The sequence below is a fragment of the Klenkia taihuensis genome (genome assembly GCF_900112525.1).
Taxonomy (GTDB): Bacteria; Actinomycetota; Actinomycetes; order Mycobacteriales; family Geodermatophilaceae; genus Klenkia; species Klenkia taihuensis.
The window spans coordinates 276,122-297,270 of record NZ_FOMD01000001.1 but is presented as its reverse complement, the minus strand read 5'-3'; the positions used below and the strand labels follow the sequence as shown (position 1 = coordinate 297,270).

General features: G+C 74.7%; 24 protein-coding genes. 5 read left to right on the top strand and 19 right to left on the bottom strand.

The features are described 5' to 3' along the window. Window positions 1-177: 177 nt before the first annotated feature. The 8 genes from BM158_RS01455 to crcB all read right to left on the bottom strand — a co-directional run bounded on the left by BM158_RS01455 (window position 178) and on the right by crcB (window position 6,652). On the bottom strand, window positions 178-585 hold the full coding sequence (locus tag BM158_RS01455; protein ID WP_091556121.1) for a universal stress protein: 408 nt from the start codon (window positions 583-585) through the stop codon (window positions 178-180). After that, complete coding sequence (locus tag BM158_RS01450; RefSeq protein ID WP_091553857.1) at window positions 582-2,141, bottom strand: tripartite tricarboxylate transporter permease; 1,560 nt, start codon at window positions 2,139-2,141, stop codon at window positions 582-584. The genes BM158_RS01455 and BM158_RS01450 overlap by 4 nt, the downstream gene beginning before the upstream one ends. Continuing rightward, complete coding sequence (locus BM158_RS01445) at window positions 2,141-2,674, bottom strand: tripartite tricarboxylate transporter TctB family protein (protein ID WP_165628804.1); 534 nt, start codon at window positions 2,672-2,674, stop codon at window positions 2,141-2,143. The genes BM158_RS01450 and BM158_RS01445 overlap by 1 nt, the downstream gene beginning before the upstream one ends. After that, on the bottom strand, window positions 2,671-3,654 hold the full coding sequence (locus BM158_RS01440; protein WP_091553851.1) for a Bug family tripartite tricarboxylate transporter substrate binding protein: 984 nt from the start codon (window positions 3,652-3,654) through the stop codon (window positions 2,671-2,673). The genes BM158_RS01445 and BM158_RS01440 overlap by 4 nt, the downstream gene beginning before the upstream one ends. A gap of 92 nt (window positions 3,655-3,746) precedes the next feature. Next, complete coding sequence (gene otsB / locus BM158_RS01435; protein WP_091553849.1) at window positions 3,747-4,481, bottom strand: trehalose-phosphatase; 735 nt, start codon at window positions 4,479-4,481, stop codon at window positions 3,747-3,749. After that, complete coding sequence (locus BM158_RS01430; RefSeq protein ID WP_091553847.1) at window positions 4,478-5,884, bottom strand: alpha,alpha-trehalose-phosphate synthase (UDP-forming); 1,407 nt, start codon at window positions 5,882-5,884, stop codon at window positions 4,478-4,480. The genes otsB and BM158_RS01430 overlap by 4 nt, the downstream gene beginning before the upstream one ends. 40 nt (window positions 5,885-5,924) lie before the next feature. Continuing rightward, entirely contained in the window at window positions 5,925-6,278 is a 354-nt protein-coding gene (locus BM158_RS01425; RefSeq protein ID WP_091553845.1) for a fluoride efflux transporter FluC, read from the bottom strand. Beyond that, window positions 6,275-6,652, bottom strand: a complete 378-nt coding sequence (gene crcB, locus BM158_RS01420; RefSeq protein ID WP_091553842.1) for a fluoride efflux transporter CrcB — start codon at window positions 6,650-6,652, stop codon at window positions 6,275-6,277. The genes BM158_RS01425 and crcB overlap by 4 nt, the downstream gene beginning before the upstream one ends. Before the next feature lie 41 nt (window positions 6,653-6,693). Here crcB and BM158_RS01415 point away from each other — a divergent pair, with 41 nt between their 5' ends. Next, window positions 6,694-7,794, top strand: coding sequence for a CaiB/BaiF CoA transferase family protein (locus tag BM158_RS01415; protein ID WP_229827527.1), 1,101 nt, complete (start codon window positions 6,694-6,696; stop codon window positions 7,792-7,794). 55 nt (window positions 7,795-7,849) lie between these two features. Here the strand turns inward: BM158_RS01415 and BM158_RS01410 are convergent, their stop codons facing one another. Together BM158_RS01410 and BM158_RS01405 are read right to left on the bottom strand one after the other, a co-directional pair. Beyond that, a complete protein-coding gene (locus BM158_RS01410) occupies window positions 7,850-8,299 on the bottom strand; it encodes a peroxiredoxin (protein ID WP_091553837.1) in 450 nt (149 codons plus the stop codon). Between the two features lie 116 nt (window positions 8,300-8,415). Next, the gene (locus BM158_RS01405; protein WP_191328582.1) at window positions 8,416-9,897 is read right to left on the bottom strand and encodes a S8 family serine peptidase; all 1,482 of its coding nucleotides are present in this window, start codon (window positions 9,895-9,897) and stop codon (window positions 8,416-8,418) included. Window positions 9,898-10,056: 159 nt separating this feature from the next. Here BM158_RS01405 and BM158_RS01400 point away from each other — a divergent pair, with 159 nt between their 5' ends. Together BM158_RS01400 and BM158_RS01395 are read left to right on the top strand one after the other, a co-directional pair. Next, on the top strand, window positions 10,057-10,422 hold the full coding sequence (locus tag BM158_RS01400) for a hypothetical protein (RefSeq protein WP_091553834.1): 366 nt from the start codon (window positions 10,057-10,059) through the stop codon (window positions 10,420-10,422). Continuing rightward, complete coding sequence (locus BM158_RS01395) at window positions 10,415-10,954, top strand: hypothetical protein (protein WP_091553831.1); 540 nt, start codon at window positions 10,415-10,417, stop codon at window positions 10,952-10,954. Before BM158_RS01400 ends, BM158_RS01395 begins: the two co-directional genes overlap by 8 nt. Here the strand turns inward: BM158_RS01395 and BM158_RS01390 are convergent. Continuing rightward, window positions 10,858-11,466: a hypothetical protein gene (locus BM158_RS01390; protein ID WP_091553829.1), complete on the bottom strand. Its 609-nt coding sequence runs from the start codon at window positions 11,464-11,466 to the stop codon at window positions 10,858-10,860. The genes BM158_RS01395 and BM158_RS01390 overlap by 97 nt on opposite strands. A 111-nt stretch (window positions 11,467-11,577) precedes the next feature. Between BM158_RS01390 and BM158_RS01385 the strand changes: the two genes are divergently transcribed. Next, a complete protein-coding gene (locus BM158_RS01385; RefSeq protein WP_091553826.1) occupies window positions 11,578-13,884 on the top strand; it encodes a SpoIIE family protein phosphatase in 2,307 nt (768 codons plus the stop codon). A gap of 30 nt (window positions 13,885-13,914) precedes the next feature. Here the strand turns inward: BM158_RS01385 and BM158_RS01380 are convergent, their stop codons facing one another. Genes BM158_RS01380 through BM158_RS01370 form a run of 3 tightly spaced genes read right to left on the bottom strand, consistent with a single transcriptional unit; the run spans window position 13,915 to window position 15,669 of the window. Next, a complete protein-coding gene (locus BM158_RS01380; protein WP_091553824.1) occupies window positions 13,915-14,427 on the bottom strand; it encodes a flavin reductase family protein in 513 nt (170 codons plus the stop codon). A gap of 19 nt (window positions 14,428-14,446) precedes the next feature. Further along, complete coding sequence (locus tag BM158_RS01375) at window positions 14,447-14,854, bottom strand: VOC family protein (RefSeq protein ID WP_091553821.1); 408 nt, start codon at window positions 14,852-14,854, stop codon at window positions 14,447-14,449. A 29-nt stretch (window positions 14,855-14,883) separates the two neighbouring features. Beyond that, window positions 14,884-15,669: an AIM24 family protein gene (locus BM158_RS01370; RefSeq protein ID WP_091553819.1), complete on the bottom strand. Its 786-nt coding sequence runs from the start codon at window positions 15,667-15,669 to the stop codon at window positions 14,884-14,886. Window positions 15,670-15,707: 38 nt separating this feature from the next. Here BM158_RS01370 and BM158_RS01365 point away from each other — a divergent pair, with 38 nt between their 5' ends. After that, window positions 15,708-16,895, top strand: coding sequence for an AGE family epimerase/isomerase (locus BM158_RS01365; protein ID WP_091553815.1), 1,188 nt, complete (start codon window positions 15,708-15,710; stop codon window positions 16,893-16,895). Between the two features lie 20 nt (window positions 16,896-16,915). On the opposite strand, the gene BM158_RS01360 is transcribed toward BM158_RS01365, so the two are convergent. The 5 genes from BM158_RS01360 to BM158_RS01340 are packed head-to-tail and all read right to left on the bottom strand — an operon-like array spanning window position 16,916 to window position 21,149. Further along, window positions 16,916-17,563, bottom strand: a complete 648-nt coding sequence (locus BM158_RS01360; RefSeq protein WP_207506069.1) for a TenA family protein — start codon at window positions 17,561-17,563, stop codon at window positions 16,916-16,918. Continuing rightward, entirely contained in the window at window positions 17,545-18,294 is a 750-nt protein-coding gene (locus BM158_RS01355; RefSeq protein ID WP_091553812.1) for a glutamine amidotransferase, read from the bottom strand. Before BM158_RS01355 ends, BM158_RS01360 begins: the two co-directional genes overlap by 19 nt. Before the next feature lies 1 nt (window position 18,295). Then, complete coding sequence (locus tag BM158_RS01350; protein ID WP_091553809.1) at window positions 18,296-19,330, bottom strand: phosphotriesterase family protein; 1,035 nt, start codon at window positions 19,328-19,330, stop codon at window positions 18,296-18,298. After that, window positions 19,327-20,364: an ABC transporter permease gene (locus BM158_RS01345; protein ID WP_091553806.1), complete on the bottom strand. Its 1,038-nt coding sequence runs from the start codon at window positions 20,362-20,364 to the stop codon at window positions 19,327-19,329. The genes BM158_RS01350 and BM158_RS01345 overlap by 4 nt, the downstream gene beginning before the upstream one ends. Next, complete coding sequence (locus tag BM158_RS01340) at window positions 20,361-21,149, bottom strand: ATP-binding cassette domain-containing protein (RefSeq protein ID WP_091553804.1); 789 nt, start codon at window positions 21,147-21,149, stop codon at window positions 20,361-20,363. Before BM158_RS01340 ends, BM158_RS01345 begins: the two co-directional genes overlap by 4 nt.

The following is a 21,149-nucleotide window of genomic DNA, read 5'->3' as shown; positions in this document are numbered from 1 at the left end:
ACCGGTCGGTGAACCAGCGCACGGCGGACTCCAGGGCGACGTGCCGGCCGGGCGCCGGTCACACGCGTCACAACGGCCCCGCGCGTCACAGCTTGAGCCGCCCGGTGGCGATGTCACCGAACCGCGTCCCGACCTGCGGGTCACCGCCCCGCGGCGGTCGACACGTCGACGGCGACCTCAGCCCTCCCGGGGCGGGCTCTTGACCCCCAGCACCGGGCACTCGACGTCGAGCAGGATGCGCTGGGCGGCCGACCCCATGAGCAGCTTGCCCACCGCGGAGCGCCGCTTCAGGCCGATGACCAGCAGTTCTGCGCCGGTCTCGGTGCAGACGGCCGACAGCTCCTCGGCGACGTCCCGCCCCCGCACGGGCTGGCGGACCTCGGTGCGCAGCCCGCTGGCGGCCAGCTCGTCGTGCAGCGCGCGCAGCTGGTCACCCCGGAGGAACTCCTCGTCGACGAGCGCGTCGCCGCGGGAGGAGTTGACCACCACCAGCAGCGCGTCGCGGCGGTGCGCCTCGGCGATCGCGTGCTCCAGCGCGGCCCGGCCCCGGGGGTTGGGCACGTAGCCCACGACGACGACGCTCATGCGCCCCACCCTTCCCGGTTCCCGGCCTTCTGCACCTCGCGGTCCTCCTGCTGCTGGGCGCTCTCCTCGGGGGTGGCCCGGCGTCCCCGGACCGCGCGCAGCACCACCGGTCCGACCAGGGCCAGCAGCGCCAGGAGCAGCACGACCCGGCTGAACCAGCTGTCCACCAGCACCGAGAGGTCGCCGTCACTGATCGCCAGCGCCCGGCGCAGGTTGGTCTCGGCGATCGGGCCCAGGATCAGCCCGATGACCGCCGGCGCCACCGGCCAGCCGAACCGGCGCATCGCGAACCCGAGCAGGCCCAGGCCCATGAGGATGACCAGGTCGAGCGGGTCGGCGTTCACCGCGAAGGAGCCCAGGGAGGCGAAGGTCAGGATGCCGGCGTAGAGGTACGGGCGCGGGATCCGCAGCAGCTTCACCCAGAGCCCGACCAGCGGCAGGTTGAGCACCAGCAGCATCGCGTTGCCGATGAACAGCGAGGCGATCAGCGCCCAGACCAGCGGACCCTCGGTGGTCAGCAGCGTCGGGCCGGGCTGGATGCCGTAGCCCTGGAACGCGGCCAGGATGATCGCCGCGGTCGCCGAGGTCGGGATGCCCAGGGTCAGCAGCGGCACCAGCACGCCGGCGGCCGAGGCGTTGTTGGCCGCCTCGGGCCCGGCGACGCCCTCGATCGCGCCGTGGCCGAACTCCTCGGGGTGCTTGGTGAGCTTCTTCTCCGTCGCGTAGGAGAGGAAGGTCGGGATCTCGGCGCCGCCGGCGGGCATGACGCCGAACGGGAAGCCGAACGCCGTGCCGCGCAGCCACGGCCCCCAGGACCGCCGGAGGTCGTTGCGGGTCATCCAGCTGCCCTTGTGGTCGATGACCTGCACCGACCCCTTGCGCAGCCGGCTGGCCACGTACAGGGACTCCCCGACCGCGAACAGCGCCACGGCGACCACGACGACGTCGATGCCGTCGGACAGCTGCGGGATGCCGAGGGTGAAGCGCTCCTGGCCGGTGAGCACGTCGGTGCCGACCAGGCCCAGGTAGAGCCCGAGGCACAGCGACGCCAGGCCGCGCAGCGGGGAGGACCCCAGCACGCTGGCCACCGCCACGAAGGCCAGCACGGCCAGGGCGAAGTAGTCCGCCGTCGTCACGTTGATCGCCACCTGCACCAGGGCGGGGGCGACCAGCGCGAGCAGCAGCGTGGCGATCGTGCCGGCCACGAACGAGCCGATCGCGGCGGTGGCCAGGGCCGCGGAGCCCCGGCCGGCCTTGGCCATCTTGTTGCCCTCGAGCGCGGTCATGATCGACGCGGACTCGCCCGGGGTGTTGAGCAGGATCGACGTGGTGGACCCGCCGTACATGCCGCCGTAGTAGATGCCGGCGAACATGATCAGCGCGCTGGTCGGCTCCAGCACGTAGGTGGCCGGCAGCAGCAGCGCGACCGTCATGGCCGGGCCGATGCCGGGCAGCACGCCGACCGCCGTCCCCAGCACGACCCCGAGCAGGGCGAACAGCAGGTTGACCGGCGTGATCGCGTCGGCGAACCCGCCGAGCAGGTCGGAGATGCCCATCAGAACCAGCTCGTCAGGAACTCGAGGACCGTCCCGCCGGGCAGCGCCACGTTCAGCGCCTTGACGAAGACGATCCACACCACGCAGCCGACGGTCAGCCCGACCAGGAACGGCCGGACGGCGGCCCGCGGGGTCATCCGCCCCTGCAGCGTGGTGGCCACCGCGGCGAACATCAGCGCCACCGCCAGCGGCCAGCCCACCACGTTGATCAGCAGGGCGTGCGCGACGAAGGCGACCACGATGACCGCCACCGCCCGCCAGTCGGTGGGGGCGTCGGGGTCGACGTCCTCGCCGTCGTCGGCCGGGCCGCGGTCGCCGCGCAGCACCCGCAGCGCCAGCAGCGCCCCGGTGGCCAGCGTCAGCCCGCCCACCGCGTAGGGGAAGAACCGGGGCCCGACCGTGTTGCTCGAGCCCGGGATCGCGATCGCCCCGGCGTCGACCAGCAGGTAGACCCCGAGCGCGGCCAGCAGCACCGCCCCGACCAGCTCGCCGCTGAACCCCTTCCGGGTCGGCTCGGTCGTCGACGTGCTCACTGGATCAACCCGATCTCGGTCAGCACCTGGCGCACGCGGGTCTCCTCCTCGGCGAGGAACTCGCCGTACTCGTCGCCGGTCTGGAAGGTGTCCAGCCACCCGTTGGCGTCCAGCGCCTCGGCCCACTCGTCGGTGTCGTGCGCCTCGGTGACCAGCCCGATCAGGTCCTCGCGGGCGCCGTCGGACATCCCCGGCCGGGCCATGAGCCCCCGCCAGTTGGTCACCTCGACGTCGTAGCCGCTCTCGATGATCGTGGGGACGTCGGGGACCTGGCTCGACCGGTCGGCGGTGGACACCGCGATGCCCTTGAGGTCCCCGGACTGCACCTGCGGCCCGTAGTCGGCGGTGCCGGAGATCCCGGCGGCCACCTGGTTGCCCAGCAGCGCGGCGAGGGACTCCCCGCCGCCGGAGTAGGCGATGTAGTTGACCTCGACCGGGTCGATGCCCACGGCCTGGGCCAGCAGGCCGGCCAGGATCTGGTCGGTACCACCCGCCGACCCACCGGCGATCGGGGTGCCGCGCGGGTCGGCGGCCCAGCCGGCGACGAAGTCCTCGAGGGTGTCGTAGGGCGAGTCGGCCGGGACCACGATCAGCTCGGTCTCCGCGATGAGCTGGGCGATCGGGGTGACGTCGTCGAGCCGGGTGGTGGAGTCGTTGGTGTCGATCGCGCCCACCATGACCAGGCCCATCATCATCAGCAGCGCGTCGTCGTCCTCGCGGGCGAGCTGGCCGATGCCGATCGTGCCGCCGGCGCCCTCGACGTTGAACACCTGCACGTTGCGGGCCAGACCGGTCTGCTGGATGACCCGCTGCAGGGTGCGGGCGGTGGTGTCCCACCCGCCGCCCGGGCTGGCCGGGACCATCATCCGCAGCCGGGACAGGTCACCGGGCTGCACGACGGTGCCGGCGCAGGCGGCGAGGGTGGACACGGCCGGGAGGGCGAGCGCGCCGGCCAGGAAGCCGCGGCGGGTCAGCGGCACCGGGGCCGCCCGGGATGGTTGCCGATCACACCCAGGAACGTAGGTGAGGGTGCGCTGTGCGTCACGTGTTCGTTGTGTACGAAACGGTGGGGTCAGACCCCGAGCGCCTGCGCCAGCTCCTCCAGCAGCTCGCGGACGCCGTCCAGGTCGGCCACCCGCAGCTGCGCGGCGGTCTCGCCGTCCCCGACCTTCACCGTGGTGCCGTCGCCGGCGAGGGCCCGGAAGGCGTCCTCGTCGGTGACGTCGTCGCCGAGGTAGAGCACGCCGTCGGCGCCGAGCTGCTCGGCCAGCCGGCGCACCGCCGTCCCCTTGTCCGCGTCGGTGACGGCGAGCTCGAGCACGTCCTTGCCGGGCTTGGCGGTGTGGTGCGGGCCGGCGGCCGCGGCGGCGCGCTCGAGCAGGGCGGTCGCGGCGGCCCGGTCGGCGACGGTGCGCACGTGCACCGCGACCGCGGCCGGCTTGACCTCCAGCCGCGCGCCCTCGACCGCGTCGACCAGCGGGGTGAGCGCGTCGACCAGCAGGTCGCGCTCGGCGGCGACGGCGGGGTCGAGCCCGTCGTCGTGCTCGGCGCCGTGGCTGCCGACGAACCGGAACGGCTCGGCCAGGCCCGACGTCGCCCGCAGGTCGGCGACGCCGCGGCCGCTGACCAGGGCGACGACGACGCCGTCGGCCGAGGCGAGGCGGCGCAGCAGGCCCGGGGCCCACTCCTCGGGCACGGCCTCGCCGGGCACGTCGCGCAGCCTGGCCAGCACGCCGTCGTAGTCGGTGGCGACCAGCAGCGGCCGGCGGGCGGCCAGCCGGGCCACCGCCCCGGCGTGGGCGGTCACTGCGCCTCCGCCTGGAGCGCGGCGAAGAAGGACCCGGCCCAGTGCTCGAGGTCGTGCCTGGCCAGGTAGCGGCGCATCGCCTTCATGGCCTTGGCCGCCTCGGCGGGGTCGGCCCGCAGCGCCCGCATGAGCTGCTTCTTGACGCCGTCCTTGTCGTGCGGGTTGACCAGGTAGGCCTGCTTGAGCTCGGCGGCGGCACCGGCGAACTCGCTGAGCACCAGCGTGCCGCCGTTGTCGCTGCGGGCGGCGACGTACTCCTTGGCGACCAGGTTCATCCCGTCGCGGTAGGGCGTCACGAGCATGACGTCGGCGGCGCGGTAGAGGGCGGCGAGCTCCTCGCGCGGCATCGACTGGTTGAAGTAGTGCACCGCGGGCCCCGAGGTGGAGCCGAAGACGCCGTTGATGTGGCCGACCTGCTGCTCGATGGTCTCGCGCATGGTCACGTAGTGCTCGACCCGCTCGCGCGAGGGCGTGGCGACCTGCACGAACACGGTGGACGGCGCCTCGACCAGCTCGTCCTCCAGCAGCTCCAGGAAGACCTCGAGCCGGACGGCGATGCCCTTGGTGTAGTCCAGCCGGTCGACGCCGAGGATGACCTTCTCCGGGTTGCCCAGCTCCTGCCGGATCTCCGCGGCGCGGGCCTCGACCTCGGGCCGGCGGGCCAGGGACTCGAAGTCGGCGACGTCGATGGAGATCGGGAACGCCTTGGCGGTGACGGTGCGCCCGTCGTAGGAGATCGTGCTGCCCTTGGCGGGCAGGTCGTGCAGCCGGCGGGCCAGCTGCACGAAGTTCGCCGCCCCGGCCGGCATCTGGAAGCCGATCAGGTCGGCGCCGAGCAGGCCCTCCACGATGGCGTTGCGCCACGGCAGCTGGGTGAACAGCTCGTAGGGCGGGAACGGGATGTGCAGGAAGAACCCGATGGTCAGGTCGGGGCGCAGCTGGCGGAGCATGGCCGGGACCAGCTGCAGCTGGTAGTCGTGCACCCAGACGATGGCGTCCTCGGCCGCGACCTCGGCGGCCTTCTCGGCGAACCGGCGGTTGACCTGCACGTAGGTGTTCCACCAGGTGCGGTGGTACTCGGGCTTCTCGACGACGTCGTGGTACAGCGGCCACAGCGAGGCGTTGGAGAAGCCCTCGTAGTAGAGGTCGACGTCGTCGTCGGACAGGCCGACCGGCACCAGGTGCATGCCGCCGGACTCGAAGGGTTCGGGGGCCTCACCGGCCTTGCCCGACCAGCCCACCCAGGCGCCGCCGCGGCCGGCCACGAACGGCTCCAGCGCGGTGACCAGGCCGCCGGGGCTGCGGGTCCAGCTGACCGACCCGTCGGCGGCGACCACCTGGTCCACCGGCAGCCGGTTGGCGACCACGACGACGGGGCTCTCGGACCTCTGCTTGTCAGCCATACCGGCCCCGACCCTACTGAGGGCCGGTGCCGCCCGCAGGTCAGCGGACGGCGGCGTACCCGGTCGCCGCGGCCGCGAGCCCCAGCACCAGCGACCCGGCCAGGTAGGCCAGCGCGCGGCCCACCCGGCGCTCCTCGACCAGCCGGACGACGTCGGCCCCGAAGGTGGAGAAGGTGGTCAGGGTGCCGCAGAACCCGGTGCCGACCAGGGCCACCACGGCCGGGGCGAGGTCCCGCGCGCCGAGCAGCGCACCCAGCACCAGGCTGCCCAGCACGTTCACCGCGAGGATGCCGACGACGCTGCCCGAACCCCGCCACCGCACCGCGGCCCGGTCGGCCGCGAGCCGGGCCGAGGCACCCACCGCGGCGCCCAGGGCCACCCACAGCGCGGTCACCGGGCCACCCGTCGTCCCGCGGTCAGGCCCACGACCACGGCCAGCAGCCCGCCCAGCGCGCTGACCAGCACGTACGCCGCGGCCGTCCCGGCCCGGCCGGCCTCGACCAGCTGGACGGCGTCGACGGCGAAGGTGGAGAACGTGGTGTACCCGCCGAGCACCCCGGTGGCCAGGAACGGCCGCAGCCAGGGGTGCCCGGGCCACCGGGCGAGCAGGACGGCCAGCAGCACCCCGATGGCCAGGCAGCCGGTCAGGTTGACCGTCACCGTCGCCCACGGCCAGCTGCCGGGCGCGTGCGGCAGCCCGAGCGAGACGCCCCAGCGGCCCAGCGCCCCCAGCACCCCGCCGAGGGCCACCACGAGGTAGGTCCGCACGGTGCGGCAGCATGCCACCGACGACGAGGAGAGGCGGCAGCGTGGCCGGACCTTTGCAGGGCGTGCGGGTGGTGGAGTTCGCGGGGCTGGGTCCGGGGCCGTTCTGCGGCATGCTCCTGGCCGACCTGGGCGCGGACGTCGTGCGGGTCGACCGCCGTTCCCGCGCGGGCGGGCTGGTCGGCTCGCTGGGCGCGACGTCGCTGCTGGACCGCGGCAAGCGCTCCATCGCCCTCGACCTCAAGGACGACGCCGACCTCGCCGTCGTCCGGGCGCTGGTGGGCCGGGCCGACGTGCTGCTGGAGGGCTTCCGGCCCGGGGTGATGGAACGCCTGGGCCTGGGCCCGGAGCAGGCGCACGCGGCCAACCCGGCGCTGGTCTACGGCCGGATGACCGGGTGGGGCCAGACCGGACCGCTGGCGCACAGCGCCGGCCACGACATCGGCTACGTCGCGCTCACCGGCGCACTGGGGGCCACCGGGCGGCCGGGCGAGCGCCCGGCGCCGCCGCTGAACCTGCTCGGTGACTTCGGCGGCGGCGGGGTGTTCCTGGCCCTGGGCGTGGTGGCCGGCCTGCTGCACGCCCGCACCACCGGGGAGGGCCAGGTGGTCGACGCGGCGATCGTCGACGGCACCGCCGTCCTCACCACGATGATCCACGGGATGCTCGACGCGGGCGCCTGGACCGACGAGCGCGGGGTCAACCTGCTCGACACCGGCGCGCCGTTCTACGACGTCTACGCCTGCGCCGACGGCACCTTCCTGGCCGTGGGCGCGCTGGAGGAGCAGTTCTACGCCGCGCTGCTGGAGGGCCTGGGCCTGGCCGACGACCCGGCGCTGCCCGACCGCCGCGACCGCTCGGCCTGGCCCGCGCTGCGGGAGCGGTTCACCGAGGTCTTCGCGAGCCGCACCCGGGCGGAGTGGTGGCAGGTCTTCGCCGGCACCGACGCCTGCGTGGCGCCGGCCTGGTCACTGCTCGAGGCCACCACCGACGAGCACAACCGGGAGCGCGGGGTCTTCGTCGAGGTGGACGGCGTGGTGCAGCCCGGCGTCGCCCCGCGGTTCTCGGCCACCCCGGGCGCCGTCGGCCGGGTGCCGGCCGTCGGCGAGCACGACGCGGAGATCAGGGCCGAGCTCGGCCTGTAGCACCGGCCGGGCGGGGGAGTGGCCACCGCCCGGCCGGAGGATCAGGGCCGGCGCCTCAGGACGGGCTCAGCGCGGAGAGCGCCTTGTCGGCGTGCTTGGCGAACTTGAACTCGCTCTTGATGACGTCGCGCACCCGCCCGTCGGTGCCGATCACGACCGTGTGCCGCTTGACCGGGGCGGCCTTCCAGCCCCGGTTCGTGCCGTAGGCGGTGCAGACCGCGCCGTCGGCGTCGGACAGCAGCGGGTAGTCGAAGCCGTTGCCGTCGGCGAAGGCCTTCTGCTTCTCGACGCTGTCCTGGCTGATGCCCACGCGCTGGGCACCGACGGCGGCGAAGCGGGCGGCCTCGTCGCGGACGGTGCACATCTCGGTGGTGCAGCCGCCGGAGGAGGCCAGCGGGTAGAAGAACAGCACCACGGGGCCGTCCTGCAGCATCGTCGACAGCCGGCGGGGGCGGCCGTCCTGGTCGGGCAGCTCGAAATCGGGTGCGACGTCACCGGTCTTCATGCCACTCCTTCGTCCCGGGTGGGCCGGGCGGTTCACGCGGACGGTCCGGCAGATGGTCCACGTGGAACACCGGGGGCTCCCCCACCCGCCCCGTGGCCGGGTGGGGGAGCGGGAGGTCACCCGGCGCGCAGCGCCTCGACCGCGGCGACGACGTCGACCAGTCCGGCACCCTTGTCGTAGGACGTCGTCCGGTCGCCGACGGTCTGGTAGGCCGCGCCGTCGGTGTACCGGTGCGCGGTGCCCACCAGGGCCGCCTCGACCTCGGCCGGGGTCGCGGTCGGGTCGGCCTGGAACAGCTGCGCGACGATCCCGGCGATGTGCGGCGCCGCCATCGACGTGCCGCTGATGGTGTTGAACGTGCCCACGTCGAGCAGGCCCGGTCCGTTCTGCGGCGCCAGACCGGTGGCGCAGATCGGCAGGTACAGCCGGCAGGAGGAGGTGATGTCCTCACCGGGCGCCGACAGGTCGGGCCAGGTCGACGAGTCGGCCGCGGCGCCCCGCGAGGAGAACTCGCTGACCACGCCGTCCCGGGTGCCGGTCGCCTCGTCGTAGTAGGAGGCGACGGAGAGGATGCCGCCGGTCGGGTCCTGGCCGGGCGGGTTGGTCAGCGAGGTCGAGCCGTCGCCGCCGTCGTTGCCGGCCGCCCACACGGTGACCACGCCCTCCTCCACGAGGGCACGCTGCAGCTTCACCGTGGCCGAGTTGGGGTCGAAGGCGCCGCCGCCGGAGGGGCCGTAGGAGTTGTTGGTGACCTTGATCGGCGGGCAGACCTCGGCGCTGACGCCGGGCCCGCAGGGCGCGTCGTGGTTCTCCAGCACCCAGTTCAGCGCGGAGTCGGCGCCGACGATGAGCAGTGCGGCGCCGGTGGAGATCGACACCAGCGAGGCACCCGGCGCGGCACCCTGCAGCTGGGTGCCGTCGGCCAGCGTGGTGGGCCGGCCGGCGACGATGCCGTTGACGTGGGTGCCGTGGCCGCCGACGGAGAGGGTGTCGGTGTCGACGAGGTTCGGCACCGGGACCACGCAGTCGGTGGTGGTCGTGGACTCGTCCAGGCAGATGCTCTTCAGGCTCGCCACCACCGCGTCGGTGCCGTCGGCGTCCTGCAGGTAGGGGTGGGTCGGGTCGACGCCGGAGTCGATGACGGCGATGGAGACCCCGCTGCCGTCCAGCGCCAGGCCGTCCGCCCCCCTGAGGGTGTCGACCGCCTCGGCGCCGCGGGTGGCGAGGTTGGAGGTGGAGTCGGCGAACTCGATCGGGGCGTTGCCCTCGAGGTAGGTGACACCGGGCTGCGTGCGGGCGGCCTCGACCTGGTCGCCGGTGCCGCGGGCGACGACCACGCCGATCCGCTCGAACTCGGTGACGGTGTCCATGCCGGTCGCGGCGACGGCGGCACGGGCGGCCGCGGCGTCGGTGCCGTGCACCAGCACGGTGGTGGGCAGCCCGGCGGCGAGGGTGCCGAGCTGGTCGGCCAGGAAGGCCTGGACCGGGGCGGCGGCTGTGCTCGCGGGTTTGGCGGCGGCGGGGCTGCTGGTGGCGAGGACGCCGGCGACGAGCGCGGCACCCCCCACCAGTCCGACGGTGCGGCGGTACCTGTGCACGGGCTCTCCTCGACGGCAGGGGGCGCGACGACGGTGTCGCGCCGCTGTGCGTGCGCTGTGCCGGGACAACGAGGGCCACCCGAATGGGTTACCCCCGGACACACCTACCGGCGTGTCGCCCCCCGCCGGCCGCCGCGGCCGCGCTGGGAGGATGGCCCCGTGAGCACCCCCCTCGTGGCCCTGGCCAGCGCGGTCGCGCTGGTGCTGGCCGCCCTCGGCGGGCTGTCCACGGCGCTGCGCCGGCGCACCGGCCTGGCGCACCTGGTCGCCGCCGGCGCGCTGCAGGCCGTGCTGCTGGTCCAGCTGGTCCTCGTCGTCGTCGCGATGGCCGGCGGCCAGCGCCCGCCGGAGACCGCGACCTTCCTGGCCTACCTGGTCAGCGTCGTGCTGGTGCCGGTCGCCGGGGTGCTCTGGGCGCGCAGCGAGCCCACCCGCTGGGCCGGCACCGTGCTCGCCGTCGCCGGCCTCGTCGTGGCCGTCATGGTCTGGCGGCTGCTGCAGCTGTGGGAGGCCACCGGTGGCTGACCGCCTCGGCGCGCCCGCGGCGGAGCCCGGCGACGCCAGCACCGCCCGCGGCCCGGGCCGGGTGCTCGTCGCCGTCTACGGCACCTTCGCCCTCGCCGCGGGCGCCCGGGCCGCCGTCCAGCTGGCCACCCAGTTCGACGAGGCGCCGGTGGCCTACCTGCTGTCGGCCTTCTCCGCGGTGGTCTACCTCGTGGCCACCGTCGGCCTGGCCCGCGGCGGCCGCGGCGGACGGCGCACCGCCGTGGTGGCGTGCCTGGTCGAGCTGGTGGGCGTGCTGGTGGTGGGCACGCTGTCGCTGGCCGACCGGGCGGCCTTCCCCGACGCGACCGTGTGGTCGGTGTACGGGCAGGGCTACGGGTTCATCCCGCTCGCCCTGCCCGTCCTCGGCCTGCTCTGGCTGCGCCACCTCGGCGAGGTGGAGCGGGAGGAGGCGGATCAGAAGTCGCCGCCACCGCCGAAGTCTCCGAAGTCCCCGCCGCCGAAGTCACCGCCGGCGTCGGCACCCGGGTCGCCCCCGGCGCCGTCCTCGTAGCCCTGGGCGTAGGCCTCCTCGTCGCCGCCGCCGAACAGGCCGCCGTCGCCCATCCCGGTGTCGAACAGCGCGTCAGCCACCGCGGTGCCGACGACGACGCCGGCCACGGTGCCCAGCAGCGAGGCGCCGACCATCGACCCGAAGCCCGGGCCGCCGCGACCGCCCATCCCGCCGCCGCCGAACGAGCGCTCCAGCGTGCCCGGCTGCCGCACCTCGGCGCGGGTGGCCGCGCGGGCCAGCTGCTGCGGGTCGTCGGAGGTGGGCCGTTCGCCCGGCGGGACGGCGTCGCCGAGCTGGGTGAGCACCTGCTGGCGCTGCTCCGGGGTGAGCTTGGCGAAGGCCTCGGCGTGCGCGGCCTCGACCTGGTCCGGCGGCGCGGTGCGCAGCAGGTAGCGGTAGCGCTCGACGGCCTGCTCGTCGGCCGACCGCGGTGGGCCGACCTGCGGTGCGGCGGGGGGTGCGGTGGGTCGCGGGGCGGGGTCGCGTCCCAGGAGCCGGTCCAGGAAGCCCATCGTCGTCGTCCTCTCGTCGGGAGCTGCACCCCGCTCACGACCGGCGCGGGCCATCCGTTCCCCCGATCGGCGGACCGGTCGGTCCGCTGCACCCCCGGTACCATCCCCGGCGTGCCACCGGCCCCCGAGCCCGCCGGCCCCGACGCCGCGGACGTACCACCCGAGGCCGCAGCCGTCGTCGCGGACGCCGCCGCCGGCGCCGCGCCCGACCGCGGACGGGAGCACCAGGCCGGCGCCGTGGGTGCCGCGGCCGCCGTGGTGTCGCAGTCCGGTGACGGCGCCCGGTCGGCGCTGCCCGGGGTGCTCGCCGACGTCCCGGTCGCCGTCCTGGTCATCGACCAGAACGCCGGCACGGTGGTCTACGCCAACTCCGCCGCCATCGAGCTGGCCGGTGACGTCCGGCTGCCGCTGCCCATCGACGAATGGGGCACCAGCGCCGGGCTGACCGACCTGGGCGGGCAGCCGCTGGCCAGCTCGGGCAGCCCGCTGTCGCTGGTCGCCGAGGGCACCCCGGTGTCGGGCGAGGCGGTGCGGCTGCGCCCCGCCGACGGGTCGCCCGGGCGCACGCTGTGGGTCACCGGGTTCCCGCTGTCCCCGGTGCCCGACGCCGAGCAGCTGGCGCTGGTGGTGTTCCTGCAGATCGACGCCGACCGCGTCGACGACGAGGCGCAGCTGCAGGCGCTGCGGGAGCGCGCGGTGCTGGCCACCGACATCTGCTTCACCATCACCGACCCCCGCCGCGAGGACGACCCGCTGGTCTGGGTCAACCCCTCCTTCACCCGGGTGACCGGCTACACCTACGAGGAGTCCGTCGGCCGCAACTGCCGGTTCCTGCAGGGGCCGGCCACCGACCGCGCCGTCGTTGCCCGCATCCGGGCCGGCCTGGACGCGCGCCGTCCGGTCACCGAGACGCTGCTGAACTTCCGCAAGGACGGCACGGCCTTCTGGAACCAGGTCTCGATCAGCCCCGTCCTCGACGGCGCCGGTGAGCTGGTCAGCTTCGTCGGCGTGCAGACCGACGTCACCGAGCGGGTGCGGGTCGAGCGCGAGCGCGAGGCCGCCTTCGCCGCCGAGCAGGCGGCCCGCCGCGAGGCCGAGGTCGCCCAGGCCGTGGCCGAGCAGGCCCGCGCCGACGCCGAGGAGGCCCGCGAGGAGGCCGAGCTCGCCCAGGAGCGGCTGGGCCTGATGGCCGAGACGACCAGCTCGCTGAGCGCGACGCTGGACATGACCGAGCTGCTGGACCGGCTGGCCGACCTGTGCGTGCCGCTGCTGGCCGACTGGGTCTTCGTCACCGTCGTCGACCCGCACGGCGACGTGCAGGAGACCGCGGCACGGCACCGCCGGGGCCTGTCCGACGAGCTGCGCGCCATCAGCACCGAGCACGCCCTGCACCTGACGCCGGGCTCGCCCAGCCGGCAGGCGATGGAGACCCGGCAGCCGGTGCTGATGGCCGAGGTCACCGACGAGGTGCTGGACGACGTGTTCGCCCGCGAGAGCACCCGCCAGGCCTTCCACCGCCTCGGCGGGCGCTCGGCCCTCGCGGTGCCCATGATCGCCCGCCGCCGGGTGCTGGGCGCCGTGGCGCTGGTGCGGCAGTCCGAGGACCGCCCCTTCGACGACCACGACGTCGACCTGGTGCAGGACCTCGCCCGCCGGGCCGCGCTGGCCCTGGACAACGTGCGGCTCTACCAGGCCGAGCACCAGGTCGCGGAGACCCTGCAGCGGTCCCTCCTGCCGGCCCTGCCCGAGATCCCGGGGGTGGCCGCGGCGGCGCACTACGTCAGCGCCTCCACCGCCGCCGACGTGGGCGGGGACTTCTACGACCTGCTGCAGCTGCCCGACGGCGCGGTCGGCGTGGCCATCGGCGACGTCGTCGGCCACGACGTCGCCGCCGCCGCCGCGATGGGCCACCTGCGCGGGCTGCTGCGGGCCTGCATGTGGGACGCGCCCGACCCCGACCCGGGCTCGGTGCTGGGCCGGGTCGACCGGCTGGTGCAGGGCCTGCACGTGGCGTCGATGGCGACCATGGCCTACGTGCGGGCCGAGCCGCCGACGGGCGAGGGCCGGCCGTGGCGGCTGCTGGTGGCCAGCGCCGGCCACCCGCCGCTGCTGCTGCGCCTGCCCGACGGCGGGGTGCGGGTGCTCGACGAGGCCGCCGGCCTGCTGGTCGGCGTGGACGCCGACACCCGGCGCTCCACGGTCGAGGTGGAGGTGCCGGCCGGCGCCGTGCTGGTGGGCTACACCGACGGCCTGGTCGAGCACCCCGGCGCGGACCTCGACGACGGCATCGCCGCGCTGGTGCGACGGCTGGGCGCCGCCCCGGTGGGCGCCGGCCCGGCCGACCTCATCGCGCACGCCGTGGCGACCGACCTCGACCGCCGCGACGACGTCGCCCTCATCGCCGTCTGCTTCGGCTAGTCCGCCCCTGCGTCCCCCACGGGGGCGCTGCTACGCGCCGGGGGGCGGGACCACGGCGGCCTGGAGGCCGTACGCGCCGCGGTGGAAGACCAGCGGGGTCCGCTCGGCGGTGGCGCCCAGGTCGAGCACCCGGCCGACCACGATGGTGTGGTCGCCGCCGTCGTGCTCGGCGTGCAGCTCGCAGTCGATCCAGGCCACCACGCCGTCCAGCACCGGTGAGCCGTGCGCGCTGGGCGACCACCCCACCCCGGCGAACTTGTCGGTGCCCGACCGGGAGAACTGCGTGGACAGCCCGTCCTGGTCGTCGGCCAGCACGTTGACGCAGAACCGGCCGATGGCCCGCAGCCGCGGCCAGGTGGTCGAGCTGCGGGCCGGGGCGAAGCTGACCAGCGGCGGGTCCAGCGACAGGGAGCTGAACGACTGGCAGGTGAACCCGATCGGGCCGGACTCCTCCACGGCCGTCACCACGGTGATGCCGGAGGCGAAGTGGCCCAGCACGTCCCGCATCACGCGGGGGTCGACGATCTCCTGCGGCTCGGTCATGCGTTGATCTTGCCTCGCCTCACCCCTGGCCGCCGATGTTGAACATCCACGGGGTGCCGAAGCGGTCGGTGCAGGCGCCGTACTCGTCGCCCCACATCTGCACCGCCAGCGGCGTCTGCACCTCGGCGCCGTCGGAGAGCTGGGCCCACCAGCCGCGCAGCTTCTCGGTGTCGGTGCCGCTGAGGCACACCACCGTGCCGGCCGGCTTCTCGAAGCCCATCCCCGGCCCGGTGTCCGAGCCCATGAGCAGGATGCCGTCGGGGGTCTCCAGCTGGCCGTGCATCACCTTGTCGGCGTCGGGGCCGTCCATGCCGAACTCCCCGAAGGTGTTGATGGTCAGGGTGCCGCCGAGGATGCGCTGGTAGGTCTCCATCGCCTCCCGGGCGGTGCCGTCGAAGGACAGGTAGGGGCAGAGGTTCGCGGTCATGCCTGCAGGACGGCCGGGGTCGCCGGAACTCATCGCCCGCCGAGGAACTGGCCCAGCGCGCCGCCGAACCCGCCCTCGCCGGACTGCTGGCCGGCGCCCTGGCCGGCGATCGCGCTGACCGGCGGCTCCTCGGAGGCCTGGACGACGACGAAGCCCTGGCCGTGGAAGGAGAGGGTGAACCGCTCGCCGGTGGTGCGGCCGATGAGCGTGCCCAGGCCGAAGGAGTCGTTGGACTGCAGGCCGGTCTGCAGCGAGGAGGACCAGGCGACGGCGGCCTGCGGGTCGGCGTAGGTGGGCTGGTTGACCGCCAGCACGACCGGCTGGCCCTTGGTGGTGATGGCGATGCGCCCGACGCCGGTGAACACGCAGTTGAACAGGCCGGCGTTGCCGCCCATGCCGGCGCCGGAGACACGGCGGATGTCGTAGGACAGCGTGGGGTCGAAGGCCAGCACGTTGGCGCCGTTGATCGTGAGCCCGTCGGAGCCGTCGAGGTCGATGAGGTGCACGTCCTGCGCGGCGTCGGCGAGGAACAGGTCGCCCTGGCCGCGGACCTTCATCAGCGGCACGCCCTCGCCGGTGAGCTTCTGCTTGAGGAACCCGCCGATGCCGCCGGAGCCCATCGCGTCGAACTGCAGGTTCCCCTGGTAGGCCACCATCGAGCCGGCCCGGGCGAGCACCTCCCCGTTCAGCCCGACGCGGCACATCTTGCCGCCCTGCTTCTGGATGCCGACCGCCTGCTGCTCGGCGTACTCGGGGGCGAACAACTCGCTGCGCATCGTGCTCTCCTGCTGCTCCGGGGTGCCTGCCGCGGCCATGATGTCGGGTCCGGGGGCGGCGTGGCTACGGTCGGTGGATGAACAGCGCGGAGCTGGACCAGCTGCTCACCACCGCGGCCGGCGCGGCCGACCCGGCCGGCGGGTTCGGCTACCTCGACGAGCACGGCGCCCGCACGCCCGGGAAGGTCCCCGAGACCTGGATCGGCGCCCGGATGACCCACGTGTTCGGCCTCGCCGCGGCGTGGGGCCGGCCGGGGGCGGTGGAGCTGGCCGAGCACGGCCGGCGGGCGCTGACCGGGCTGCTGCACGACGACGTCCACGGCGGCTGGTGGCCCGACGCCCGCGGCGGGGGCACCAAGCAGGCCTACGTGCACGCCTTCGTCGTCCTGGCCGGGTCGACCCTCAGCCGGGTCGGGCTGCCCGGGGGCGACGACCTGCTCGACGACGCGCTCGCGGTGTGGGACGGGCACTTCTGGGACGACGACGCCGGCGCCGCCGTGGAGGAGTGGGACGCCGGCTGGACCAGCTGCGCCGACTACCGGGGCGCCAACGCGAACATGCACGGCGTCGAGGCGCAGCTGGCCGCCGCCGACGCGCTCGCCGCGCGGGGGGACGACGCCCGGGCCGCGCAGCTGCGGCGGCGCTGCCTGCGCACCGCGGAACGGCTGGTGGGGGAGGCCCGGGCGCGGGACTGGCGGCTGCCCGAGCACTTCGACGCCTTCTGGACCCCGCAGCCGGAGTACAACCGCGAGCGGCCGGCCGACCCGTTCCGGCCCTACGGCGTCACCGTCGGGCACCAGTTCGAGTGGGCCCGGCTGGTCGCCCAGCTCGGCACCGTCGTCGACCTCCCGGCCGGCCTCGCCGACGCGCCGGGCGAGCTGTACCGGGTGGCCGTCGAGCGCGGCGAGAGCCCCGACGGGCACCCCGGCTTCGTCTACACCCTCGACTGGGACGACCGGCCCGTCGTCCCCGCCCGCATGCACTGGGTGATGGCCGAGGCGCTGGCCGCGGCCGCCGTCCTCGGCCCGCTCACCGGCGACCCACGCCACGGCGCGGACCACGAGCGGTGGTCGAACCTGGTGGAGCTGCTGGTCCGCGACCCGCGGACGGGGAACTGGCACCACGAGCTCACCCCCGACGGCCAGCTCGGGCACACCACCTGGACCGGCCAGCCCGACGCCTACCACGTGGCCCAGGCCCTGCTGCTGCCCCGGCTGCCGGTGACCAGCAGCGTGGCGGAGTCCGTCGTCCGGGCCGTGGGCTGACCCGCTCCGCGCGGAACGGGTCAGCCCACGGCCACGGCGTGGAACTCGACCTCGGCGGCCAGCACCGCCGCGTACCAGCGGTCCAGGTCGGCGTCGGGCACCTCGGAGCCGATCAGGTCGACGTCGTCGCGCAGGGCGTCGACCTGGGCGAGGAAGGCGGGCTCGGCGTGCAGCTGCACCCAGACCTGCAGGTCCGGCTGCCGGGGCGCGTCGACGGCAGCCGCTGCGGTGCACCACCGGGCGTACATCGTCTCCGCGGCGTACATGCCGACCACCGCTGCGGACCGGCCACCCTCGGTGACCTGGGCCAGCACGACGTCGGTCAGCACCCGCGCCCGGTCGAGGACCGCCGGGGCCTGCGCCGGGTCGACCGGGTACCGGCCGCGCAACCCGGCGAAGTAGTCGCGCTGGTCGGTGACCAGGTTGGTCAGCGACCGGGCGTGCGGCAGCAGCTCGTCCCAGGTCGGGGAGTCCCACACCACCCGGCCGAGCACCCGGGAGGCGGTGAGCACGAAGGCCTCCTCGACCAGCAGGTAGCGGGCCAGCGCGCCGTCGGTCAGGGTCCCGTCGGTCACCTGCTGCACGAAGGGGATCGCGCAGGCGTCGTCCAGCGCCCCGGCCTGCCGCGCCAGCAGCCCGGCCGACCGGCTCAGGAGCGGGTCAGCCAACGGACCAGTCCGTCCCACAGGTCGGCGTAGCCGGGCCACTGCTCGCAGAACTCCGGCGGCGCCCAGTGCGGCGAGCAGTCGGACGTGAAGACCCCGGCCCGGCCCGACCCGTACTCGTCCACGGCCACCAGCGGGTCCGCACCGACCAGCGCGGGGACGGCGGCACCCGGCCGGGCGACCACCCGGTTGTAGCCCAGCAGCAGCGGCCACTCCTCGCCGGCGCCGCCGAGGGCGGGGTGGCCGGCGTCGGTGACCACGGGGGCGATGCCCGCCGGCGCCTCGACCCGGTCGTCCTCGGGCAGCATCTCCACCGGCAGCACCTCGGCGATCGCGGTCTGCCGGAACGCCGCCCGGGCCTGGAACCCGGAGAAGGAGAGGTAACCGCCGACCATCAGCAGCGCGCCGCCGGCCCCCACCCAGTCGCGGAGGGCGGCCAGCCGGTCGGCACCGGGGGTGAACCGCTCGAAGACCCCCGGTGCGAGCTGGATGGAGTTGGCGCCGATGTCCGACAGCACCACCAGGTCGTAGGCGTCCAGCGCCGCGGCGTCGTCCGGGAACCCCGTCGGCACCAGGTGCGCGGGCAGGTGCACGACCTCGTGCCCGCGGGCGGTGAGGGCGTCGCGCAACGGCCCCACGCCCTCCACGTAGGAGTGCACCGAGAACTCGTCCACCCCCTTGACGTGCGTCGAGGTGGTCATCCAGCTCTCGCCGGCGATCAGGATCCGGGCCACGTCAGCGTCCTCTCGTCGCGCGCTCGAACAGCGCGCGGGGGTTGGCGGTCATCAGGTCGGTCACCGTGTCGTCGTCCAGCCCGCTGCGGCGCAGCCGGTCGGCGAAGACGACGGGGACGTAGGCCAGCCCGTTGCCGCCGTGGCGGGTGAGCATGGCCTTGAGGAACAGGTCGTGGGAGAGCAGCAGCCGGTCGCCGTGGCCGGCGCCGACCAGGGCAGCGACCGCCGCGGCGGTCTCGGTGGGCGAGGGCGACTGGCCCTCCCCGGGGTAGTCGAAGGGCATCCCGACCATGTCGAACTCGAGCACCGCCCCGCGGTCGGCGACCGCGAGCTGGTACTCGCGGTCGGCACCGGAGGGGTCCATGTGGCAGAGCACGACCGCGCCGGGGTCCACGCCCTCGGAGCCCACCACGACGTCGAGCACCTCGTGCGCCCGGCGCTGCCAGCCGGGCAGGTGCACGAACAGCGGGACGCCGACCTCCCGCTGGGCCCGGCAGGCCGCCCGCAGCGCGGTCCGCTCGTCGTCGGTGAACGCGGGGGAGACCCCGATCTCGCCGATGACGCCGGGGCGGACGTCGTGGCCGGAGGTGAACTCGGCGACCAGCTCGGCGGCCAGCCGGTCGGCCGTGGCGGAGGCCAGGTGCGGCGGGTGGGTGGCCTGCAGGTACCACCCCGAGCCCATCACCACCTGCACCCCCGTCGCCTCGGACAGCGCCCGCAGCCGGCTCGGGGCCCGGCCGATGCCGGGCGGGGTCAGGTCGACCACCGTGCGGCCGCCGACGGCGGCGAACCCCTGCAGGTCGACGGCCATCGCGGGGTCGTCGTCCAGCCGGCAGTTGTCGGCGTTCTCGTAGGGGTGGTCGGCCAGCAGCCAGGCCAGGTCGGCGCTGACCGGTGCGTCCAGCAGCTCGCGCAGCCGCGGGTCGGGGGAGGGCCGGAAGGCCGACCGGTTGTCGTTGACCAGGTGCTCGTGGGGCAGCACCAGGCCCAGGTCGGCGGAGTCGACGTGGCCGGTGACCGTGCGGACGGCGGTCACGGGCGCCGGGTCAGGCGTTGCACGAACCAGGCCAGGTCACGCCCGCGCAGGTTGACCCACACGACCAGCACCAGCACGGCGCCGGTGATGATCGGCGTCAGGTACGGGCTGACCGACAGCAGGGTGAGCCCGTTGGCGATGATCTGGGTCAGCAGCGCACCGATCAGGGTGCCGACGATCGTGCCGCGGCCGCCGAGCAGGCTCGTGCCGCCCAGCACGACGGCGGCGATGACGGTGAGCTCGAAGCCCTGCGCGCTGTTGGCCGACCCCGACCCCAGCCGGGCGGCGATGAGCAGGCCGGCCAGGCCCGCGGCCAGGCCGGAGAACCCGAGGGCGGCCATCGTCACCAGCTTCACGTTCACCCCGGCCCGGCGGACGGACTCCGCCGCGGCACCGATGCCGATCACGTACTGGCCGAACCGGGTGGCGTGCAGCAGCACCAGCCCGAGGACGACGACGGCCAGCGCGATCCACGCGGTGGCGGAGAAGCCCAACCAGCGCGCCGTCCCCAGCTTCGCCACGAAGGTGGTGGAGGCGATCGGGACGGAGAAGCCCTCGGTCTGGAACAGCGCCAGGCCCCGGACCACCGACAGCGTGGCCAGCGTGACGATGAAGGCCGGGATGCCCTGGTAAGCGGTGAACCAGCCGTTGACCAGGCCCCAGCCCAGGCCCATGAGCAGCGCGGCGACCATGACCAGCGAGGAGTCCCAGCCCGAGACCAGCAGCTGGGCGGAGATCGCCGCGACGAAGGCGACGATCGAGCCCACCGACAGGTCGATCTGCCCGGCCGTGATCACGAAGGTCATGGCCACGCCGACGATGAGCACCGGCCCCACCTGGGTGGCCAGGTTGGACAGGTTGGCGAAGGTCAGGAAGGCGCTGTCGGCGAGGGCGAAGAAGACGAACACCGCCAGGGTGACCCCGGCCATGACCAGGGTGGCCTTGTTGGTGCGCTCCCACAGCGACCGCTGCCGGGCCAGCCGCTGCACGCTCGGCCCGGCCGGCGCCTCCGGCGGGGTCTGGGTGGTGCTCATGCCCGGCTCCCTTCGGTGCGGGTCGGCTGCGGGGTGCGGGTGATGAGGCCGACGAGCTTCTCGATGTCGAGGTCGGCGATGGCGGCGTCGTCGACGCTCTGGCCCTCGTACATCACGGTGATCCGGTCGCAGACCCGGAACAGGTCCTGCAGACGGTGGGTGATGAGGATGACGCCGACGCCCTGCGCGGCCACCTCGCCGATCAGCCGCAGCACCGACTCCACCTCGGCGACGGCGAGCGCGGCGGTCGGCTCGTCGAGGATGAGGACGTCGGGCGCGAAGGAGACGGCGCGGGCGATGGCGACCGTCTGCCGCTGCCCGCCGGACAGCGTGCCGATCTCCTGGTGGGTGCTGGTGACCTTGACGTGCAGGTCGGCCAGGATGCGGGCGGCCTGCTCGTGCATGGCCTTCCGGTCGATGAACGGGCCGCGCTTGGGCTCGCGACCCAGGAACAGGTTGCTGGCCACGTCGAGGGTGTCGCACAGCGCGAGGTCCTGGTAGACGATGCCGATCTTCTCCGCCTGGGCCTCGGAGGGGGTGCTGAAGCGCACCGGCCTGCCGTGCACCCGGATCTCGCCGTCGTCGTGCTGCACGGCGCCGGCCAGCACCTTCATGAGGGTGGACTTGCCGGCGCCGTTGTCCCCCACGAGACCGAGGACCTCGCCGCGGCGCAGGGTCAGGTCGACGCCGCGCAGCGACTTCACCGGCCCGTAGGACTTGGTGATCCCGGACAGCTCGACGAGCAGGTCACCGGGGGCGGTCGTGGTCGATCCCGTGGGGGCCAT

Excerpts from the sequence above, each read along its gene's own strand:
- BM158_RS01390 (WP_091553829.1), bottom strand. The coding sequence starts at position 11,466 with ATGGGCTTCCTGGACCGGCTCCTGGGACGCGACCCCGCCCCGCGACCC.
- BM158_RS01380 (WP_091553824.1), bottom strand. The coding sequence starts at position 14,427 with ATGACCGAGCCGCAGGAGATCGTCGACCCCCGCGTGATGCGGGACGTG.
- BM158_RS01450 (WP_091553857.1), bottom strand. The coding sequence starts at position 2,141 with ATGGGCATCTCCGACCTGCTCGGCGGGTTCGCCGACGCGATCACGCCG.
- BM158_RS01365 (WP_091553815.1), top strand. The coding sequence starts at position 15,708 with ATGAACAGCGCGGAGCTGGACCAGCTGCTCACCACCGCGGCCGGCGCG.
- BM158_RS01345 (WP_091553806.1), bottom strand. The coding sequence starts at position 20,364 with ATGAGCACCACCCAGACCCCGCCGGAGGCGCCGGCCGGGCCGAGCGTG.
- BM158_RS01370 (WP_091553819.1), bottom strand. The coding sequence starts at position 15,669 with ATGGCCGCGGCAGGCACCCCGGAGCAGCAGGAGAGCACGATGCGCAGC.
- BM158_RS01375 (WP_091553821.1), bottom strand. The coding sequence starts at position 14,854 with ATGACCGCGAACCTCTGCCCCTACCTGTCCTTCGACGGCACCGCCCGG.
- BM158_RS01430 (WP_091553847.1), bottom strand. The coding sequence starts at position 5,884 with ATGGCTGACAAGCAGAGGTCCGAGAGCCCCGTCGTCGTGGTCGCCAAC.
- BM158_RS01455 (WP_091556121.1), bottom strand. The coding sequence starts at position 585 with ATGAGCGTCGTCGTCGTGGGCTACGTGCCCAACCCCCGGGGCCGGGCC.
- BM158_RS01340 (WP_091553804.1), bottom strand. The coding sequence starts at position 21,149 with ATGGCCCCCACGGGATCGACCACGACCGCCCCCGGTGACCTGCTCGTC.
- BM158_RS01410 (WP_091553837.1), bottom strand. The coding sequence starts at position 8,299 with ATGAAGACCGGTGACGTCGCACCCGATTTCGAGCTGCCCGACCAGGAC.